Raw genomic sequence first — 19,873 nt, 5'->3', positions numbered from 1 at the left:
TCTCCTCCCTCACAAACTAAAAGCCCTTGTAGGGATTGGGGCCAAGTTCTTCGAGTTTTTCTGCAAAGTCGTTGAGTATCTGTGGAAGTCGATAGTAATCGGATATCGATACCTCCTCTACTCTTACTCGCTCCGACTCCAGCACAAGCCGATCCAGTGTCTCCTTAATTTTGGTCATCCTGATGTTAGCCAGTTCGCTTCCTTTTATGAAGTGACACTGGTAATCGTCTCCCCGCTTACAACCAAGGAGAAGAATGCCGTCTATTCCCTTGGAAAGAGCATCCGCTATCCAGACTATGTTCATGGATCCAAGACACCTGAGCGGTATAATCCTGACCCAGGGATTGTACTCAAGCCTTCTTAAACCCGCCATATCAAGGGCAGGGTAGGCATCGTTTTCGCAGGCAAGTACCAGAATACGGGGTTTTTCTTCATATTCATCGGGAACGTTAATGCTCTTTATCATGTTCCCTATCATGCCCACGGAGTAGTTTTTAAAGGATATAATCCTTTCAGGGCATGCTCCCATACAAACCCCACAACGACGGCAACGGGTGGGATTGGGCAGAGGATTGGCTTTCTCGTCTTCGTTTATCGCACCAAAGGGACATTCCTCGGTGCATCTCTTGCACTGAGTGCACCTCTGCATGAAAAATTCGGGATAACTCATATCTCCGGCTCGTGGATGAACCGCCATACCCTGAGCGGTAAGCTCAACACACTGGATGGCTTTAAGAGCCGCTCCGGTAGCATCATCCACCGCTCTAGCGTAATCCATCGGAGCCCTCACAGAGCCTGCAGGATATATCCCAGTTCTTCTGGACTCATAGGGAAAACAGATGAAGTGAGAATCGGGAAAACCGTACTTCAGAGCAGGCAACTCGGGTCCCTGCCTGTATTTCAGATTCAAAATGTTGGAGACCAGAATAACATCCGGCGGTACCTGCATTTCATCCTGACCTTCCTGGCTCTGTACCTGACGATAAGGCTCCCCAAAGGCGGTCGTCGGTACCATGCCCGTGGCAAGAACGACAAGATCCACACTTTCGGTCATCACGGGAGAACCCGTTAAAACATCGTCCACGGTAAGCACCAGCTTGCCCGATCCGTCATCTTCTACCGCCTTCACCTCGCCTTTTATGAGAAAGACCTTTTCTTTCTGCATCTCCTTGTAAAAAAGCTCATAAACGCCGTTTGCACGGATGTCCCTGTAAATAACATAAACGGGCATATCGGGATTGCGGTCTTTAAAGTACTTGGCCTGCTTCAGGGCTTCCACGCAACAAGCCGAGGAACAGTAGGGAAGATGATTCTCATCTCTCGACCCTGCACAAAGCACAAAGGCAACACCGCCGATTTCTCCACCATCGGACGGGCGTTTTACGGAATCGCTCAAGAACATTTCCTCAACCTGCTGAAGTGTAACGACGTCCGGAAACTTCCCGTAGCCCAGACCGTCAAGGCCGGAAGGGTCGTAGGGAACAGATCCGGTAGCAAGTACAATCGCGCCAACCCGCTCCCTGGAGCTACCCCCGTTCTTGCGAATGGTCACATCAAACATGCAGGGAGCACCTTCAATAGACTCAACAGTCGCCCCCGTATAAACCTTTATGAGCTCACTTCCGGTAACATAAGATATAAGTTCATCTATGCCAGTATCCTTCAGTTCGTTATAAGGAGGTGAAGAGGGCGGCAGTTTATAAACCCTTTTCAGATACCCCCCCAGCTCGGCTTCCTTCTCTACCAGAACAACCCTGTATCCGGCTTTTGCGGCTTCCCGGGCGGCAACCAGACCTGTGAGACCTCCACCGACCACCAGAATGTCTTTGCTTAACTCTTCGGCTCTAAAGGGTTCAGGAAGCGCCATGTCGTTGATTTTAGTAATTCCCATCCTCAACTGATCTTCCGCAAGCATCTGAGTGTCTTCGTCGTTTGGTGGATGACACCAGACTACCTGTTCACGGAGATTGACCCTTTCCAAAAGCTTATCAGGACCGAAGTCGAAAACATCGTACATCACTCTGGGGGAACAGGCGGCAATAACGACACTGTTTACGCCCTCTTTTTCAATGTCCGATTTTATGATCTGAACCCCTTCTTCACCGCAGAGAAAAGCGTGTTTACGACAGACGGCAACTCCGAATTCGCCCGTTGCGACTTCTGAAAGAGCCTCTAGATCAAGGGCCTCACCTATCCCACATCCTTCGCATATATAAACGCCTATCTTCTTCTCCATTTTGCTACCTCCTGACGGTCATCTGAAGGGCTTTAAGGGCTGCAGCAGTCGCATCCTGCACACAGGTGGCTACATCAACGGGGCGCTTCACACACCCTGCCGGTATAATTCCGGCCTCAACGTTCCCGTTGAGCATAAAGCCGTGTTCATCATAGGTAACGTCAAAAGGAACCTTGGATTCCGCCGTAGAAGGCACCATTCCTGTGGCAAGGACTACCAGATCGAATTCTTCCCTTGTGATTTCGCCGGTAATCTGATTTTCTGCCTGAACCACGGGCTTTCCGGACTGAGAAAGTGTGACTTCTCCGGCCTTCCCCTTTATGAACACAACCCGTTCGTCCTTCTGAACCTTCTTGAAAAAGTCTTCATAACGTCCAAGAGCCCGTATGTCTATGTAGTAGATGAAGACTCCGGCATCGGGATTCTGATCGAGCACATAGGTAGCCTGCTTCAAAGAAGCCAGGCAACACACACCGGAGCAGTAGGGCAGATGATTTTCATCCCGGGATCCTGCACACTGAATAAAAGCAACCTTCTGAACGGGTTCACCCGTAGAAGGCCTTACGATTTTGCCCCCTGTGGGACCATCAGGAGACGCATATCTTTCCATCATGATGTTGGTTATAACGTCGGAGTATTTTCCAAAGCCGTAATAAAGGAGCTTCGAAGCATCGTAAGGCTGCCAGCCCGTCGCCCATATAAGGGCGCTTACATTTAGATCGAACTCCTGTGGCTTCATATCAAGGTCAACGGCGCCATAAGGACAAGCGGCTCTAATCCTTTCCCCTTCCTCCGTACCGACTACTGAGGGATCGATGACGTATCTTAAGGGAAAAGCGAAATCGTGAGGCAGATAAGCCGCCTTCACCCGGTCAAGGCCGTAGTTAAAAGGATTGGGAATGGTCGTTTCGGCAGCCTCCTCGCACTTACCACAGGCCGTGCATTTCTCGTTGACATAGCGAGGATTGATTCGAATGGTCACGTCATAATTTCCGGGCGACCCGGATATTTTGAGAACCTCGCTCATGGTAAAAAAACGGATTCTCGGATTGGTCTTAATTCTCCTGAAATTAATTTCCAGACCGCAATTAGGCGGACATAGTTTAGGAAAGTATTTGTTCATCCGGGCCACCCGCCCCCCCAGATACGGCTCTTTTTCGACAATGTAAACACTACAGCCGGATTCGGCAGCCTCAACGGCGGCACTAAGACCGGTAATTCCACCGCCAACCACCAGGATACTTCTATTGGTCGCCTCGCTCATTACAAAGACCCTCCAGAAAGTTTTTCTTCACATTACCTGTTCCGCAAGTTCGGCCGAACAAAAAGAGATCGCATTCCCATAGCATATTTCCTCACGTAGAGCAAACACCACAAACAAAAAACCCCGCCCTTAAAGGGCGGGGCCTATAGCCTACAGTTTACATCATGACTTCGTTAGACGGGCAGATGCACTACGGGAACCTTCTTCAGGGTCCACTCGCCGGTCTGAGGATTCCACACGGAGTTGACGAAGCACTTCCAGTTTTCTTCATCCATATCCGGAAAGTCGGCACGGAAGTAGTAGCCGGGCCAACGGGTTTCTTCGCGGAACAGGATGTGACGCACATGGCTTTCGGCGATCCACATACGATGTACATTCTCCCAGGCTCTCATGAGTTCATGGAGATCGCGTGCGGCAAGCTTTTCAGAGTCTTCTTTCAGGAACTGGAGCAACTCCAGAGCCCTTTCAAGCATGGGTTTGTTGGTCGTGAACTGAGCCGTTACGCCGCCAGCATACTCGTCCATGATCTTCTGCAGACGGAACATGAACATCTTGGGCATAATGTAGTTGGGGTTGATTTCCGGATCGCTGGAAATGGGTGAGTACTGTTCGAAGATCTGGAGCGGTTTGAGAATCCTTTCCTTGAGTTCCTCGACCTTGGCCATATCGACCTCGGGGGCCTGGTTGTGATCGAGAATGTAAGCGATAGCACCCTTGGCGGCGATACGACCTTCGGCATGAGAACCCGAGGAGAACTTATGGCTCGATGCTCCAGAAGCATCACCGGCGCAGAAGAGGCCCTTTACGGTGCTCATGCGGTTGTAAAGCCCGATATCCTTCCACTGAGCCTTGTATTCTTCAGGCATCAGATCTTCAGGCCCGCAGACCCATGCACCGGACGCACCGGAGTGAGAACCGATGAAGTAAGGCTCGGCAGCAGCAATTTCAGAAGGCTTCTCTTCGGGCTTCACGTTGGTAGCGGCCCACAGGAAGGACTGCGTAATGGTCATATCCAGGAAGTCTTCCCAGGCCTCGGCTTCGAGCTCTTTCATCTTCTTCTTGAAGGCCTTGGGATCATCCTTGTAAGCAGCAGCCAGGTTGGCGATGGCCTCTTCGGTCCTCATGTAAATAGGACCTTTACCTTCCATGATGTCTTCCATACCGAGCCAGTTACGCAGGTTGGCCGGGATGGGCTTACCGGTTCCGTAGGGAGCCCACTTCTTGAGCTCTTCGGCTCTTTCAACCATGTACTCGCCGCCGAACGCGTTGGTCGCACGGGACTTGAACAGCAAGAACCAGGCACCGACGGGACCGTAACCGTCCTTGAAACGAACGGGAATAAAGCGCACTTCCTGACAGGTCATTTCGGCACCGGCCCTGATGGTGAAGTAGGCGGAGGAACCACAGTTCCAGGGCGGATACCAGGCACGACCCAGACCTTCACCTACCGAGCGAGGACGGAAGACATGGACGGCACCACCCATGCACACGATCGTTGCCTTGGCTTTGAAGACGTAGAACTTGGGTTCACGAACGCTGAAACCAACGGCACCAACACAGGTATCGCCGTTCATCAGCGGTTCTACAATAAATACACGCTCAAAGAGCTGACCGTTTTCACCCAGGGTAGCAAGCGCATTCTTGGCCGCTTCGGCAACGATGACCTTGTAGGACTCACCGTTGATCATGATCTGCCAGCGACCCTCATGGACGTATTCACCCTTCTCATCTTTCCAGATGGGAAGTCCCCACTTTTCGAAAAGATGAACGGAGGAGTCAACATGGCGGGCAATGTCGTAAACCAGGTCTTCACGGGAAATACCCATGAGGTCCTGACGAACGTACTTTACATAATCTTCACAGGTATTCTGACCCTTGCCGTAGCCGATGTATTCATTGATGGCCGAAAGACCCATAGCTACGGCACCGGAACGATCCATGGCGGCCTTATCGACAACCGTTACCTTCAATCCATGCTTCTTGGCCCAATAAGAAGCCTCAAAAGTGGCTCCACAAGCGGACATTCCGCCGCCCAGGATCAAAAGATCGGTATCAACAACTACGGTTTCAAAAGGCTGCATATCTCCACCTCCTTAAGGTGTTACCGGTTCTTACTTTTTCAGCGTCGGCAGTTCGCTGGCCAGTGTCGAACCCGGCTCGGTGCAGAGGAGCGGGCTCTTGATGTCGTCGGTCCCCGTCGGCCATTCATCCGGCCAGGGCTGTGCCTGTCCTTCAGGGGTCGTACGAATGGGGAACTTGAAGCGCTTAACTTCACCATTTCTGAATTTGATGGTCCACATAATGTCCTGAGAACCCCGAAGCGGAACAACAGATGCTCCCAGAGGCACAAAGTCGGCATAGCTACGGATGTCAACAGCCTGCTGTGGGCAAATTTTCACACAGTTATAGCATTCCCAGCACAGCTCAGGCTCACGATTGTAAGCCTTCATCCTTTCCTTATCGAGAACCATCAAATCATTAGGGCAGATGTACATACAGGCCGTCTTATCCTGCCCCTTGCAACCATCACATTTCTCCAGAATCACATAACTCGGCATTCTTCCACCTCCTGAATGGTTAACACCACTTATACCTGCCCTCACAAGCCCTTCCACCGGAAGGGCGCACTAATATAGACGCCTTATAAATTTGTGCATTTTTTTTCAAAGTCATTATACGGTGGAAGGCCGGAGTGTCAAGGAAAAAATGATGTATTTCACAAAGCTGAAGCAAAAATTTTGTGCTCTCTTTACATAATCTAACTGCCTGAAATTACTCATGTCCAAGAATCCTCATCCTTTCCCTGGCCGCTTCAATCCGTTCCCGTTCGAGATTTTGTCTTTCTTTTCTCAAAGCCTCCAGTTCCTCCTCCAGTTGAGCAACCTCATCGGGATTCTTGCCCGAGGCCTTAAGTTCCTTCAGACGCCTTTTCAATATCCTGAACCTCAAAGTCAATCCCCGGATTGCCTCCAGAACCTCTTCCTCTCTAGGAGTAAAAACCACCCCACTCCGGGCTCTACAGACAAAACACTCTTTAGAGGCTTCCATCTTATTATCTTTCATGATCTTACACCCTATTTCCAAAGATACAACCGAAGGGAGCAGGAGCCGGCGTCAGTGCAGGCAGTAATAACCGGCCGGTTTTCAAGATCCTCTCTTTGCATCTTCCAACAGCTTTTTGAGCTTATCCCTTTCCGCTCTGGCTTCCTGCAGTCTGGCTTCAAGAAGTAATCTTTCCGATTCCTTACCGGAAAATTCCGCAAGCTTTTTCTCCAGTTCTTCTACTTCCCTCTGTGCTCTATAAAGGTCCTGCGCAAGATTTCGGATACTCATATATGACCACCTTCCCCTCTACCCTGGATTCACCTCTTCACATGACCCTGCTTCCCCACAGAGCCCGCACCGCGAGGTCTCTAAGCCCTATGGGAACGTGTAAAAGAAATCCACCGGGCAGATTTACATAAGGGTTCCTGACGGCAGGGTTCAACCTCATAAGAACCGACAGGGGCATTCCCAGGATCTCGGAAAGCTCCATCAAAGAAACGGGCCTGGTCACCCTCAGGACTTCAACGGCACGAACGGTCAGCCTTTCCTTATCCATGTACTGCGCGTAGAGCAAAGATCTGCCCATTCGAATTGTAGCAAACACCTTTGGAACATACGTACGGGTTTCGCGGGGAAAACATCTCAGCTCCACCAGCCTGAAAAAATCCTTTACCCCGTAGCGCCTGATCTTCTCTTCAACCCCGTACTCGCCGTAGTTATAAGCGGCAAACACAAGATCCCACCTTCCGAACTTTTCGTAAAGTTTTTTCAGGTACCTGGCCACCGCCCAGGTGGACTTGACGGGGTCATAGCGCTCATCCACAACGTTATTCACTCTAAGCCCCAGATATCGCGCCGTAGAGGGCATGATTTGCCATAGCCCTGCAGCCCCGTGAGGTGACAGACTTAAAATCCTGCCGTGGCTCTCCACGAGGCAAAGGAATATCAATTCTTCAGGCACTCCCGCCCTTCTAAAAATGCGGCGCATGGTACCTTCATAAATCCACAGGTTTCGAAGCGCCTCTTCGAGAGAATATCTCCACCGACCTCTGGAAAACCTCTCAACCCAGTAATCAACGGAGGGGTGAAAAAGAGACCGTAAATCGGGCCCATCCAGCCTGTCATTGGAGGAAACAAAAATTGCGTTTTCAAATGCCGTACTCAACAGGGGACTTAACAGAACCCTTTCCCCCGGTTTAACACGGACGCTGCCATCCCCCTCAAAGGCAAAACCACATCCCACTGCAACGAGAATAACAACGCTCACCCCAATAAACCACTTAAAATACCTCATGGCACCTCAGGTTCATTTCAAAGATCTCGCAAAATCAGACTCAGATCTTTTGTTTTTCTCCTTCTGCACTTACAAGACGCCTGCACAGAAAACCCACACCCACAAGTGCAAAATAACAAAGGCCACTTTTTAAGGCCACAGTCAATATAGTCATTCTTTCCGGAAAGTGAAGTAATTTATAGATTATAAGCCAGGATAAACCCATTGCGGGCGTGTACAGAGCGAAAAAACTCCAGGGAACAGTTCCCCTTTCTTTTTCAGACAGGTATCCGACAGTAATGCCCAGAAGAAGAATTTCGCATAGCAGAGTAGCCCAGGAAGATCCGATAATGCCGTACTCGGGAATCCAGTGATAATTCAGGAAGATGTTCAGAAGTGCCGCAAGGGCCGAGCTCCACCAGGCAAAGTGGACGAGGTCCAGGGTAAGACAGAGCATGCTGGAAACCACGGAAAAGCAAACAAGCAGACATACCCAGGCAAGTATGTTAAGTGCCGTTGCAGCAGGAGCGAACTCATCACCGTAGAGCCATCTCATCAAAGGATCGGAAAAAAGCGGCGTAAGCAATGCAAAAGGTCCGAGGAATATTAGCATCAACGAGAAAATCTTTCGGGAAAGCCCTGCAAATTTCCGGGAATTTTCGGAAGCAACCCTGGATACAATGGGCAGCGCCGGGGTGGTGCAAACGATAACAACAGTTGCCGCTATGTCAACGAGCTTGTAGGCCGCATTGTAGAGCCCCACATCTCTGTCGCCTTTAAGCCAGGCAAGCATAAAAGTATCGGCTCGGCTGTTAATCATGGTAAAGATGGAAGAAATACCGAGAGGTACCGCAATACGGAGGTTTTTCTTAAGCAAAACCCGGTTGAGTGAAAATCGGGGTTTCAGCAAGTTCAGGGCCAGCAAAGAGGCCACCAGGGCGTACAGAACATGAGCCGTTAGAAATGCCATCGCGAGTTCGAATGTGCCCGGCTTCTTGAGGGAAAATACAAAACCCGAGGCTCCCAGATAGAATAAACCAAAAGCCCCAGATGCGATGCTGGAATACCACGGTCTGCCAAATATTTGATAAAGTGGATCAAATATCCTGGAAGCCACGAAAGGAACGCTGAGACTGGCAACAATGAGCTCTCTCCGGATGTCCTGGCGTAACAGTCCGCCGAGAAAGATGCCGATGACAACACCGAGGATGGATAGTACTACCCTTAGAGACAGGAAGTTACCCCAGTAGGCCGGGCGCAGTTCCTCGGGAAGACTTGCCAGATCCTTAGCGGCAGTCTCACCCGTTCCGAAATCCACCAGGGTTGCCAGAAGAGAAGCGTAGGTGACGAAGTATGCAAATTGTCCGAGCGTGTCGGCTCCCAGGATTCTTGCTACGAGAAGGAAGACAACAATGTTTGACCCGATAGATACGGCCCGGCCTATGGATTGCGCCGACAAAGAAAAGATAAAATTGAAAAGATCACCGGTTTGAAGGGCTGATCTCACCTTTTCTTCTTCCTTGGAGGTCTGAATCCGAACTCACTGAGGACCCTGATATCCCGGCGCCATTTCTCCTGAACCCTTACGAAAAGACTCAAATAGACATGGCAACCAAGAAAACGTTCTATGTCCTCCCGGGCCAGACGGCCGATCTCCTTGAGCATTCTTCCGCCCTTTCCTATTATGATTCCCTTTTGAGACTCTCTTTCAACATGTATCGTGGCTTCTATGTCAATGCGTTTACGATCGGGGTCTTCGCGAAAGCTTTCCACAGTCACCGCAACGGAATAGGGCACTTCCTCACGGGTGAGGTGAAATACCTTCTCTCTTATAAACTCGGCAACTATAAAGCGCTCCGGCAGATCGGTGATGTAGTCCTCGGGAAAAAATTTCGGCCCCTCCGGAAGAACCCGTTTTATTTCGTCCAGCAAATCCTGAACACCATCTCCAAGGAGTGCAGATACGGGCACAATGGCTTCAAAGGTGTGCTTCCTGCTGTAATAATCCATCAGGGGTAACAAAAGAGCCTTATTCTTCATAAGATCTATCTTGTTTATAACCAGAAACATCGGGGTAGAAACCGAAGCTATCTGATCAAGAACAAAAAGGTCTATCTCCTTCGGCTCCTCCGTTGCTTCGATCATGAAACAGACGGCATCCACATCCTGGAGAGTGGATATGGCCGTATCGACCAGTATTTTGTTGAACATATCTCTGGCCTGATGGATGCCGGGAGTATCCACAAAAACGATCTGGCAGGCATCGGTGTTGTATATTCCTGCAATACGGTTCCTGGTCGTCTGCGGTTTCGGACAGGTAATGGAAATTTTCTCTTTGAGGATCTGATTAAGAAGGGTTGACTTCCCGACATTCGGAGCACCCAGAATTGCAACATATCCGGACCTGAATCCTTCCGTCATATCCACTCCTGCAGCCATGAAAAAACGTGACACCTCGAGGCGTCACGTTTGCAAGTTCCTTAACGGCAACACCGGAAAGATTTACATACCCAGCCGTTTTTTCAGCTCTTCCAGCTCCGTCACGGCACCGGCGGAAGAAGGAGTTGCAAGTGCCTGATCAATCTTATCATCAACGGAAGCTGTCTCGGAAGCAATCCTACCGTACGCTTCAGCCAGAGACTCTTCTTCCTGAACCTTCTGCTTCATGCGTTCCAGCATTGCAAGGGTGCCCGAAGAATCAATCTTTGCGAGTTGTTGATTTATCTTTCTCATTGACTGGGCGGTTTTCGCCCTGGCCTTAAGGGTTATCAGTTCGTTTTCGTACTTGGTAATTTCTCTTTTAAGGTGTTCGACCTTCGCCTGAAGTTGAGTCGCCATATTGTTCTGAGCCTCATAATCGGCTGCAAGCTGAGCCGCTCTGCTTTCGCATTCCTGCTTTCTGGTAAGTGCCTCCATTGCAAGCCTTTCGGCCTCAGACACTTCCAGCTCTCCTTTTTTCGCCTTTTCAAGGAGCATAAGGGCTTTTCTTTCGTAGTCTTTTGCGGCGGCCTTCGCATCTTCCATTTGTTTTTTAAGGCGTATCGCCAGAGCCTTCACTTCTGCAAGGCTCGTAAGGGCTGCAGAAAGGTCCTTTTTCAGATCCCTTATACCCTGCTCGGTAAGCTTAATGGGGTCTTCTAATTTATCTACAACGGAATGCATCTCTGCCTGTCCCACTTTAAACAATCTTTTCAATATGCCGGCCATACCGTCCTCCCCTGATTTCTATAAAACCGGCCGCTGGCCTGCAATAACGGCCAGACGATCTCCGGTCTTCAGTACATATTCATTAGAAGGATTGGAAACAAACCTCCCATCCTCCATTTTCACTCCCACACATAACACATTATTTTCTTTTTTCAATGACACCATAACTTCAAAAAATGTTTTTCCTGCCATATCGGCCCTAACAGGTATCATGTATAGTTCATTACCGTACCTGTTGCTAACGAGCTCACTGACAAGTTCCGTCACTCCGTGATCCAATGCGGCCTGCACGAGTAAATTGGTTCCCAATTCACCCGAGACCACAATCTCATCTGCTCCGGCTCTCTTGCAATGTTCTGCATTTTTACCGTCAACAATCTCAACGCAAACATAAACCTTCGGGTAAAGTGTCTTGATGGTTAAAACCGTAAGTATCGCCTTGGCGTCTCTGGTATAGGGTTCCAGCCGATCTTCCGACAGAACGATGACCGCTTCGGCATCACCGGCCCTTGCTCTGGCTAAGGTATCTTCGTTGACATCGCCGTGAACAAAGAGGAAGTCAGGATCATCTATAACGGGAGATTCCGTCAATTCTGCAATTAGCACAATAGGGATATTTCTGGTCTTAACATCGCTCCTCAACTCAGAATAAACGGCATACCCCCGGTAGCTCCATCCACAAATGATAAAGTGTCCGGCCGTATTCACCACCTGTACTCCCCGTTTTTTTTGCTCCCGGTCTTCTATAAAAAATCCTGCGAGGGTTGCCGTAAGAATGCCCACAAGGCCTATCCCGAAGAACATAATAACTATAGCTATTATCCTTCCCGCCCTGGTCACGGGCGTTATGTCACCGTAGCCCACCGTGGTAACGGTAACAACGGCCCACCATATCGCATCCAAAAGGCTGCTTCTACGCTCAACAACGGCAAAAAGAAGGCCCGAAATAACTATCATGAGGAAAGCGACGAGAAAAACCCTGTGCAATCTCTCGCGCCTAACATAATCCCAGAAGCGTCTTATGAGATAGAGGACGGCGTTCATATAGGAACCGCTAATCCATGAAGGCTTTTAATTCGTCACCGTATTCCACGAGAGCCAATTCAAGTGCCATTATGGAGCCTTCCAGTTCATTAAAATCCAGGCTTTTCAACTGCAATGTGTCCCTGAACAATACCTTTCTTCCCTCCTCATCCAGGGCAAAGGCTCCGTGTATGAGATTACGGTTGATCTGGAGTAATCTCTTGAAAAAGTCCTCTCTGTTTTTCTCCGGCACGGGCATAATAAGCTGTTCCAGAACCAGAATAGGATCCTCACAGTCTATAATAAGATCAAAAATGCCACGCTCTTCATCCCTTACCACCAGAAGCTCTTCATCTGGATGCTCGTCAACGATTTCCATACCCAGGGCCAGAACATATTCCTTCACCTTCAAAAAATGCTCGTTCATCTCTCAACCTCCTCCATAATTTTCCCAAACTCAACTAAAGCAGAACCAGCTCTACCTTAATCTGGTTTTCGAGGGTTAGAATTACCAGGCTTCTTTCTACACCTGACCGCCCCATAAACAATGATCCGGGATTGACCCACCATATGCCACCATCTCTGCTCTGGTAAGGTTCATGAGTATGGCCGAAGAGGACTGCATCGACGTTTGTGAACTCCTTACGAAGGCGTCTTACAAGATCGAAAGAAGCTCCATGGCCGTGTATGATCCCAAGCCGATAGCCCCCGATTTTTATCTGCCTTTTATAAGGAAGAAGCTTCTTCAATTCTGGCGGATCGGCATTACCCGCAACGCCAATAAGAGGATACTTCTTCAGATAATTATAAACATCAATACTTTCCCAGTCGCCCAGGTGTATCACCAGATCGGCATCGGAAAAGAATTCTCCGGCAATCTGCTTCAGGTCAGATGTTACGGTGGAAAGATGGGTATCTGAGACAACAACTATTCGCATTGCTGATCACCGCCGGTCTCTCCCTCGTATTTTACCATCAACGCATCCCAATTATCCGCCAGAATAACGGAGTTACCCACAGTAGTGGAGTCAACAGAGCGAATAACCGATTCGGCCATACAGGAAAAAACCATCCCGTCAAGAGGTGGAATCCAGAACCTCACTCCACAATCCACGAGATTTTTGACTTCTTCTGAAGGAAACTCGTCGGCCCCGGAAAGAATAATCATGTTCACTTCTCTTATGCCGACCTCGATAGCCGAACGGGCAAGTTCCACCGCCGCATCGGTCGTCCCTGTAGAGCTTTCGAGAGGTTCAACCAGCCATCCATCCGATTCGGCCGCTCCGGTAAATCTCCATCTCCGGTCACTGCTGAAGAAATTCACACTACCCGGAAATATCTTAACGGCATCACCGGTATTATGAAAAAGGGTTCCACAATGTGCTTTATCCCTTATCAGATTCATAACCAGAGGCAGAATTTCGGCATGGAGAGTTGAAAAGGCCGCCAAGATTCCCTCTTGAGAAAGCTTTTCCAGAGGCAGGCGGAACCATTCGCCATGAGAAGCTTCTCCTCCCACTACAACGGTAAGTTTTTCCCTTATTTTAGAACAGGCCATCTTCCGGGGGGTTTTGTACTTTTCCCCGGAGTCCCTCCCGGGCCTTATTAACCTGAAGCGAGAAACACAGGCCCTGGCGGCTTTCTTCAAACGGTTCCTGAGGTCATGCTGCCATTCGAAACCCTCATTTGACGTGGGTTTCGGGAAAACATCAACGGCCCCCAGACACAGGAACTCAAAAAGAGTCGCCTCCGAGCCTCTCGGAAAAGCGCTCATTATCACAACGGGTACGCCGAATTTGAGCATTATGTGCTTAAGGGCCGTATCGCCCTTCATAACGGGCATAAAGATATCCAGAACCACCACATCAACAGCTTTTTCTTTAAGAAATTCAACAGCTTCCGATCCGTTCCTTGCAGCACCCACAACGGACAGCTCATCATCCTCGTCAAGCACACTTTTTAACCGCCTGACAAAGAACTCCGAATCATCGACGATTAACACCTTAATCTTCTTCTGAATCCTTTGCTCGTCCTGAATTCTAGCAGCCTCGAGTAGAACGTACTGCCAGTCTTTCTTAACCGTTTTCACTTTCGGCTCTTCGTAAAGAGGAGAAAACTCGCAGACCTGTCCTTCCCAGGTAGCCATACGGTATATTGCTTCTTCACCCTGATGACCTTCCGCCTCCGCATGAAAGATAGATCCACCGTAGACCAGGACAATACCTTCCCGATCACCTGCCTTTACGATTATCCGCACATTATGGCCCGACATGCAGACCATCTGAATAATCTGCGTAAGTTCAACATTTTCAATCCTTCCGGAAAAGCCGGATTTACCGGGAATCATTCGGCCGTCTCTCCCAGGACCCTCTCTCACTATTTCTCAGCAAGCGGTCACGATAGATTAAGATACTTTCCTTTCTATGAGGCCCGATACGTCGAGGATAAGCGATATACTGCCATCTCCGAGAATCGTGGCACCGGCATAACCGTGTATGGCCGCCATGACATCTTCAATCGGTTTTATAACGACCTCCTGATGGCCTATGAATTCGTCTACCACAAGTCCAACCTCGGCGTTCGGTGTACGCACGATGACGACATAATCCCCCTGTCGAGATTCAGATCCGTCGAATAAACGGGGGAAGAACTGCTCCGGGAAGAGAAGCGGGACGGTTTTATCTTCCAGAACAAAGGCATAGGAATTTTTTATTCTTTTCACCGTTCCTTCCCGCAAACTGTAAACCTCAACGACGCTTGATAAAGGTAGAGTATAAGTATCCTTCCCGATTTTAACCAAAAGCGCAGGAATTATTGCCAGGGTTAAAGGAATTTCAATTATGAACTTGGCTCCCTCTCCTTTTTTAGATCTGACATAAACATGACCGTTCAAAGATCGACACTTACTTCTTACAATATCGAGCCCCATTCCCCTCCCGGCACTTTCGTTTGCTTCAAAGGCCGTTGATACTCCGGGAAGAAAAACGGTTTCGAGAAGTGCGGCTTCGGTCATATTCTGGATATCCTTTTCCGTATAATATCCCTCTTTTACCAGGATCTCTTTCAGCTTCTCTGTATCTATACCACGTCCGTCGTCAAAGACCTCGATGTAAACCATCTGATTGCGATAATAGGCATCGATTGTAATGGTACCACGACGGGGTTTTCCGCGCCGCTCCCTCTCCTCGGGCGTCTCAATCCCATGGGCTACTGCATTTCTGAGAATGTGCAGCATGGGTTCGTAAAGTTGTTCAAGAATGTAACGGTCAAGCTCTGTCTCCCCTCCGTGTATAAGCAGCCTCACCTCTTTACCCAGTTGTTTCGCATGATCTCTTACTGCCCTGGGAAAGCGATTAAAGAGCTGCACCAGGGGAAGCATTCGGATCCTCATGACCGAATCCTGAAGCTCGGTCGTAAGCCGGCCGAAAAGGCTCAGAGCATCCTGGAAACGATCCCTCAGAGCGGTTAGCATCCGCCCTTCATCGGACCTTAACCTTCCAATTCTCCTCCATTCCTCTATAAACGCATCGAGCTGACGCACCAGAACATCGAACTCCGACCGCCTGATAACAAGCTCGCCAACCCTATTTAACAACTGATCCACTTTAATCGGGTCCACTTTGAGAAGCTGAGGCGCCAGTACCTCTTCTTCGGGTTCTCTTGGCTCAACTACCTCCTCTACGTCATACTCGAGCTCAGGTTCTCTTTTTTGGTCATCAACCGAGAAAACAACCTCCTCCTCTTCAACAATGTCACTCCAGGCACTGAAAGCTTCCTCAATGTGCCTATCGAGCATGCTCAGAGCATCGGTCAGCTCTTCTTCCTCAACCTCAGGAATCTCCGGTTCCTCTTCTATCTCTTCGGGAACCTCAACGGATACCCCAATCAGCTCCCTGAATCCCGAGCCATCAAACCCGGGGACCATACGCTCCAGGTCTTTTAGATACCGATCGGTCATCTCATACAAGCCATCCGCTGAGAAGTCTCCCTGCAACCCATCGGTAAGGTCCTTCTTCCAGCGTTCAAAGAGATGAACGAGAGGTTCATGGTCCATGTATCTACCGCTACCTTCCAGGCGCTCAAAGACGGTGCTCAACTCCTCAAGATCCGGCTTCTCCTGCCTATCGACGAATCTTCTTAACAGACTGAACAAAGTATCAAGCCTCTCCTGAAGGGTTTCCAGAAAAATTTCATAAAGCTCGGGGTCATATTCGTCGGGATTAATGACGTCGGGGCTTTTTTGCACGTCCGCCGGGGTTTCAGCAGTTTTTTTGCTTTCTTCCGATACGAGAATAACCTCAGGGCTATCGAAGTTATCCACAACGGCAACCACATCAGCCGGCACTTCTTCATCTTCCCCCTTAGTGGCGATCGTACTTAGGCATCCTTTCAGGTAATCAAGCACACGGAAAAGAGCATCCCTTTGAACACCGGAGATCGGTTTTCGATTTTTAACATAGGGCTGGAGAGCATCCTCCAGCCTGTGGAGGATACTCCCCAGATGTTGAAAACCCATGTAATAGGACGAACCTTTAAGGCTATGCACGGCCCGGTACAATCGCCCGAGCACTTCCTCGTCGTCTTCTTTCTCTTCAAGGCGCAGAAGCGCCTGTTCCAGGCTGTCGACGTGCATCCTCGCATCATCGAGAAACTCTTCAACCAGATCGGACACCATATCATTACTCCCTGCAACTCAGTAATATCCTGTGTCAACCTCCGGCTCTCTAAGCCTCATCATCGAGGCCGGATTGAGAAACCCGCTCCGTGCCCGAGCCTTTCGATTCAATTTCACCAACCTTGAACTGAGAAAGGAGCTGGGCGAACTCGGTCATGACGCTGGACAGCCGTTCCGTAAGCTCATGAGAACGTTCGGCACCGATAGCATTGCGGCGTGCAAGGGACGCTACCTGATTCATTGTTTCTTCGAGGTTTCTGGCTCTTTCCTGCTGGCTCGTCGTGAGCTCAACAATGTTCGCTGCTCTCTCGTTGGCCTGTACAACCTCGTTGGTTACCTGCTCCGCTCCACGGGCATTCTCCCGTGTTGCCGCGTCCACTTCCTGAGATATGGTCCGTATTTCCATAACCATCTCGGCCACCTTATCGCGGCGCACAACCTGCTCGCTCGTCAGATTGGCAATTTCTTCGGCAAGAGCGCTTAACCGCTCCATAGCAGCGGCTATTCTCTCTACCTCTTTACCCTGATCCTGAGTGGCAAGATTTATCTCATGAGTGAGAACATTTGTGCGCTCCGAAGCCGTCACTATGCCCTTCAGAACGTCCCTTGACGAATAGGCCAGATTTGTACCCTCTTGTACCTTCTGATAGCTGTCCTTTGCCAAAAAGGCGATCTCCTTGGCGGCCTGTGCCGTCCTTTCGGCAAGCTTTCTGACCTCGTCTGCTACGACGGCGAAGCCCCGCCCGTGCTCTCCGGCTCTGGCCGCCTCTATCGCAGCGTTCAGGGCCAGCAGATTTGTCTGATCGGCGATATCGGAAATGATTTCAACTATCTCGGTAACCCTTTCACTGCTTTCCGCTATAACCTTCATGCGCTCAACCATCTGTTCAATGGTATTCTGGCCGTTCGTGGCCGTTTCATAGGCTTCCTGCGACTGACGGGCCGTTTCCTGAGTGCGCTCAGCTATCTTTCTGATAGCCGATCTCATCTGCTCAACGGCGTGTGCGGTTTCCTCAACGGCTTCAAGCTGGCGACCCGTCTTGCTGGCAATGCTTTCATCGGCTTCGCTCATCTCACGGATGTAGTCGAGAACATGAGCCACCCGCTCGGCCTGTTTTGCCGCCGCCCGGGCAATTTCCTGAGTACTTGCGGCCATCTGTGTGAGAGACGTTGCAATGCCGTCGTAGTACTGCTGGCTTTCCTGAGCGTTCTTCTGGCTTTCCTCGGCAGATTTCCGCATTTGTTCAACGCGGTTCAACACATCCTGAATCTGCTCGGCCTGTTTTTCCGCATTCCTGGCAATCTGCATTGAAATGGTTTTTACCTGCTCTACTGCCTGAGTTACCTGATCACGCCCACGGAAAATACCGATGAAGGTCTGTCGCAACCTGCCCAGAAGACTGTTAAAAGACTTTGCCATCTGGGCAATTTCATCCTGAGACCCCACCTCAACCCTTCGGGTAAAGTCGAGAGTGTCCGTTATTTCGGTCATCGTGTTTACCAGATTGAGAATGGGACGGCTGATCAGGGCCGTAATGATAAAGGCAACGACGGCAATGAAAACCAGATAAAAACCAGTTACGGCGTAAAATTGTACTTTCACACGGGGGAGCATGGCGTAAAGCTCATCGACGTCGGCGCCAAAACCGTAAACCCAGCCCAGGCCTTTAAACTTACCGTAACCCTCTCCCCTCTGCAGGCCGATGACCTTTTCAGCCACCTTACCGGTCCTCGGATTTTTAAACGGGTATCGATGGAGGAGTTCCTTATGCTGTACCGCATCCTTGGGAATGGGAATTCCAAGTTTCTTTAAGGTTACTCCCACCAGATCATCCGAAATATGGCTTATCAAGGTAAGATCGGGTAACCTGATAATAAGGGCGTATCCCGTTTTTCCCCAGGTAAAAGCCCTTACATGCCTTTGAATGAAATCCCAGTTAACAAAACCGACCAGACCGCCCAGGACCGTCTCGCCGGCCCTGACCGGAAAGGCTATAAGCACCGACCGGCCTTTCGTTTCCGGAACCAGCCGTTCAAGCACGCCATAATAGTCCCAGTTCAATATAACGCTATTTCCCTTTTTTATTTCCTGAAACCAGGGAAAATCGGCAAAGCTCAGACCGATTGCCTGGTCCAGGTTTGACGAAATAACGGCTCCAGCAGAATCCACAATGGTCAGCAGATTAAAAGTTCCGTAATTCTGTACCAGCGTCTTCAGGAGATCGTCCGCACCGGCCTGACCACCTCCTATCTCCAGAGCCGTTCTTACCGTTTCAAGCCTGGACCAGGATTCAATGTCGGCCACCCGCTCGCTCATGAGCATGTCAATAGTCCGGCTCAACTGTTTGGCCGAGGACAACAGCGTTGCAGAAACGTCCCTGTCAAGTTGCCCCTTAAAGGTCCTGTAGTTAAGCCATTGGACAACCACAATTGGTAAAATGGTGATGAGAAAAAGCCCCAGCAATTTGGTTCGAAGGCTAACACCCATTCCTCTACCTGCCATGTCGCTCATAATGACCTACTCCTCTGATATCGTGTTTACCCTGGAAGTTCACCCAAGAACTTTGCCAGATTTTATCCAAAAACCCCCTCCCTTACTTTTCCTTAAGGTGCTGTTGCAACAACTTCTTTATAGCTTCTATATCAATCTGTTCCAACTGCTCCCGTTCAACCGGAGCGAGAACCCTCTGAAGGTTCAAAAGAATGATAAGCCGGTCGTCTTCTCTGACGACCCCGTCAAAATATTCGGCCCCCGTATGCTCAAGAACCAGCTCCGGCGTGGGCCTGACGGCACTTTCCGGTATCTTCAATATTTCCGTAACCTTATCAACTATAAAACCTATTAACTTTCCTTCGTGCAGGATAATCAGCACACGGGTATATTTGTCATAAGACACCGGCTCAGCACTCCTCGAAAGCCTCAATCGCTTTCTCAGGTCGATAACCGGCACTATGCGCCCCCTCAAGTGTATGACCCCTTCTATAAAATCGGGCGCATTGGGAACAACGGTTATATTCGGCAACCTGATAACTTCCTGAACCTGAGAAATATCAACGGCGAATTCTTCTTCCGAAACGCTGAAAGTAATGAGTTGCCGCGTCTTCTCCCTTCTTTCCGCCCTCTGCTCTTCAACCGTATCTGTCCACATC

At 49.7% G+C, this 19,873-nt stretch carries 17 protein-coding genes; all 17 read right to left on the bottom strand.

Annotated elements, in window-relative coordinates:
* Positions 1-16: 16 nt before the first annotated feature.
* Complete coding sequence (locus tag BM091_RS10715) at positions 17-2,236, bottom strand: FAD-dependent oxidoreductase (RefSeq protein ID WP_093395707.1); 2,220 nt, start codon at positions 2,234-2,236, stop codon at positions 17-19.
* 4 nt (positions 2,237-2,240) lie between these two features.
* Positions 2,241-3,500: a CoB--CoM heterodisulfide reductase iron-sulfur subunit A family protein gene (locus BM091_RS10710; protein ID WP_093395705.1), complete on the bottom strand. Its 1,260-nt coding sequence runs from the start codon at positions 3,498-3,500 to the stop codon at positions 2,241-2,243.
* Positions 3,501-3,673: 173 nt separating this feature from the next.
* A complete protein-coding gene (aprA, locus tag BM091_RS10705; protein WP_093395703.1) occupies positions 3,674-5,581 on the bottom strand; it encodes an adenylyl-sulfate reductase subunit alpha in 1,908 nt (635 codons plus the stop codon).
* A gap of 30 nt (positions 5,582-5,611) precedes the next feature.
* Positions 5,612-6,058, bottom strand: a complete 447-nt coding sequence (gene aprB, locus BM091_RS10700; RefSeq protein WP_093395701.1) for an adenylyl-sulfate reductase subunit beta — start codon at positions 6,056-6,058, stop codon at positions 5,612-5,614.
* Between the two features lie 214 nt (positions 6,059-6,272).
* Positions 6,273-6,563: a hypothetical protein gene (locus tag BM091_RS10695; RefSeq protein ID WP_093395699.1), complete on the bottom strand. Its 291-nt coding sequence runs from the start codon at positions 6,561-6,563 to the stop codon at positions 6,273-6,275.
* Positions 6,564-6,644: 81 nt separating this feature from the next.
* Positions 6,645-6,833: a hypothetical protein gene (locus BM091_RS10690; RefSeq protein WP_093395697.1), complete on the bottom strand. Its 189-nt coding sequence runs from the start codon at positions 6,831-6,833 to the stop codon at positions 6,645-6,647.
* A 37-nt stretch (positions 6,834-6,870) separates the two neighbouring features.
* A complete protein-coding gene (locus tag BM091_RS10685; RefSeq protein ID WP_093395696.1) occupies positions 6,871-7,839 on the bottom strand; it encodes a lytic transglycosylase domain-containing protein in 969 nt (322 codons plus the stop codon).
* A gap of 40 nt (positions 7,840-7,879) precedes the next feature.
* A complete protein-coding gene (locus BM091_RS10680; protein WP_177193616.1) occupies positions 7,880-9,325 on the bottom strand; it encodes a flippase in 1,446 nt (481 codons plus the stop codon).
* A complete protein-coding gene (gene era, locus BM091_RS10675; protein ID WP_093395692.1) occupies positions 9,322-10,239 on the bottom strand; it encodes a GTPase Era in 918 nt (305 codons plus the stop codon). The genes BM091_RS10680 and era overlap by 4 nt, the downstream gene beginning before the upstream one ends.
* Before the next feature lie 81 nt (positions 10,240-10,320).
* The gene (locus BM091_RS10670; RefSeq protein WP_093395690.1) at positions 10,321-11,025 is read right to left on the bottom strand and encodes a PspA/IM30 family protein; all 705 of its coding nucleotides are present in this window, start codon (positions 11,023-11,025) and stop codon (positions 10,321-10,323) included.
* Between the two features lie 18 nt (positions 11,026-11,043).
* A complete protein-coding gene (locus tag BM091_RS10665; protein ID WP_093395688.1) occupies positions 11,044-12,069 on the bottom strand; it encodes a potassium channel family protein in 1,026 nt (341 codons plus the stop codon).
* 10 nt (positions 12,070-12,079) lie between these two features.
* Complete coding sequence (locus tag BM091_RS10660) at positions 12,080-12,475, bottom strand: YbjN domain-containing protein (protein ID WP_093395687.1); 396 nt, start codon at positions 12,473-12,475, stop codon at positions 12,080-12,082.
* Positions 12,476-12,509: 34 nt separating this feature from the next.
* On the bottom strand, positions 12,510-12,986 hold the full coding sequence (locus tag BM091_RS10655) for a metallophosphoesterase family protein (protein WP_093395685.1): 477 nt from the start codon (positions 12,984-12,986) through the stop codon (positions 12,510-12,512).
* Positions 12,977-14,395, bottom strand: coding sequence for a response regulator (locus tag BM091_RS10650; protein WP_093395683.1), 1,419 nt, complete (start codon positions 14,393-14,395; stop codon positions 12,977-12,979). Before BM091_RS10650 ends, BM091_RS10655 begins: the two co-directional genes overlap by 10 nt.
* 57 nt (positions 14,396-14,452) lie before the next feature.
* A complete protein-coding gene (locus BM091_RS10645; RefSeq protein ID WP_093395681.1) occupies positions 14,453-16,723 on the bottom strand; it encodes a chemotaxis protein CheA in 2,271 nt (756 codons plus the stop codon).
* 49 nt (positions 16,724-16,772) lie between these two features.
* On the bottom strand, positions 16,773-19,235 hold the full coding sequence (locus tag BM091_RS10640) for a methyl-accepting chemotaxis protein (protein ID WP_093395679.1): 2,463 nt from the start codon (positions 19,233-19,235) through the stop codon (positions 16,773-16,775).
* An 82-nt stretch (positions 19,236-19,317) separates the two neighbouring features.
* Positions 19,318-19,872 (bottom strand): chemotaxis protein CheW, encoded by a 555-nt coding sequence (locus tag BM091_RS10635; RefSeq protein ID WP_093395677.1) that lies wholly within the window; start codon positions 19,870-19,872, stop codon positions 19,318-19,320.
* Position 19,873: the final 1 nt, after the last annotated feature.

This window comes from Thermodesulforhabdus norvegica (assembly GCF_900114975.1).
Taxonomy (GTDB): Bacteria; Desulfobacterota; Syntrophobacteria; order Syntrophobacterales; family Thermodesulforhabdaceae; genus Thermodesulforhabdus; species Thermodesulforhabdus norvegica.
This window is presented reverse-complemented; position numbering and strand designations above follow the sequence as displayed.

Bases quoted from the DNA above. Each gene is read 5' to 3' on its own strand.
- BM091_RS10715 (WP_093395707.1), bottom strand. From the start codon at position 2,236: ATGGAGAAGAAGATAGGCGTTTATATATGCGAAGGATGTGGGATAGGT.
- BM091_RS10710 (WP_093395705.1), bottom strand. From the start codon at position 3,500: ATGAGCGAGGCGACCAATAGAAGTATCCTGGTGGTTGGCGGTGGAATT.
- aprA (WP_093395703.1), bottom strand. From the start codon at position 5,581: ATGCAGCCTTTTGAAACCGTAGTTGTTGATACCGATCTTTTGATCCTG.
- aprB (WP_093395701.1), bottom strand. From the start codon at position 6,058: ATGCCGAGTTATGTGATTCTGGAGAAATGTGATGGTTGCAAGGGGCAG.
- BM091_RS10695 (WP_093395699.1), bottom strand. From the start codon at position 6,563: ATGAAAGATAATAAGATGGAAGCCTCTAAAGAGTGTTTTGTCTGTAGA.
- BM091_RS10690 (WP_093395697.1), bottom strand. From the start codon at position 6,833: ATGAGTATCCGAAATCTTGCGCAGGACCTTTATAGAGCACAGAGGGAA.
- BM091_RS10685 (WP_093395696.1), bottom strand. From the start codon at position 7,839: ATGAGGTATTTTAAGTGGTTTATTGGGGTGAGCGTTGTTATTCTCGTT.
- era (WP_093395692.1), bottom strand. From the start codon at position 10,239: ATGACGGAAGGATTCAGGTCCGGATATGTTGCAATTCTGGGTGCTCCG.
- BM091_RS10670 (WP_093395690.1), bottom strand. From the start codon at position 11,025: ATGGCCGGCATATTGAAAAGATTGTTTAAAGTGGGACAGGCAGAGATG.
- BM091_RS10665 (WP_093395688.1), bottom strand. From the start codon at position 12,069: ATGAACGCCGTCCTCTATCTCATAAGACGCTTCTGGGATTATGTTAGG.
- BM091_RS10660 (WP_093395687.1), bottom strand. From the start codon at position 12,475: ATGAACGAGCATTTTTTGAAGGTGAAGGAATATGTTCTGGCCCTGGGT.
- BM091_RS10655 (WP_093395685.1), bottom strand. From the start codon at position 12,986: ATGCGAATAGTTGTTGTCTCAGATACCCATCTTTCCACCGTAACATCT.
- BM091_RS10650 (WP_093395683.1), bottom strand. From the start codon at position 14,395: ATGATTCCCGGTAAATCCGGCTTTTCCGGAAGGATTGAAAATGTTGAA.
- BM091_RS10645 (WP_093395681.1), bottom strand. From the start codon at position 16,723: ATGGTGTCCGATCTGGTTGAAGAGTTTCTCGATGATGCGAGGATGCAC.
- BM091_RS10640 (WP_093395679.1), bottom strand. From the start codon at position 19,235: ATGAGCGACATGGCAGGTAGAGGAATGGGTGTTAGCCTTCGAACCAAA.
- BM091_RS10635 (WP_093395677.1), bottom strand. From the start codon at position 19,872: ATGTGGACAGATACGGTTGAAGAGCAGAGGGCGGAAAGAAGGGAGAAG.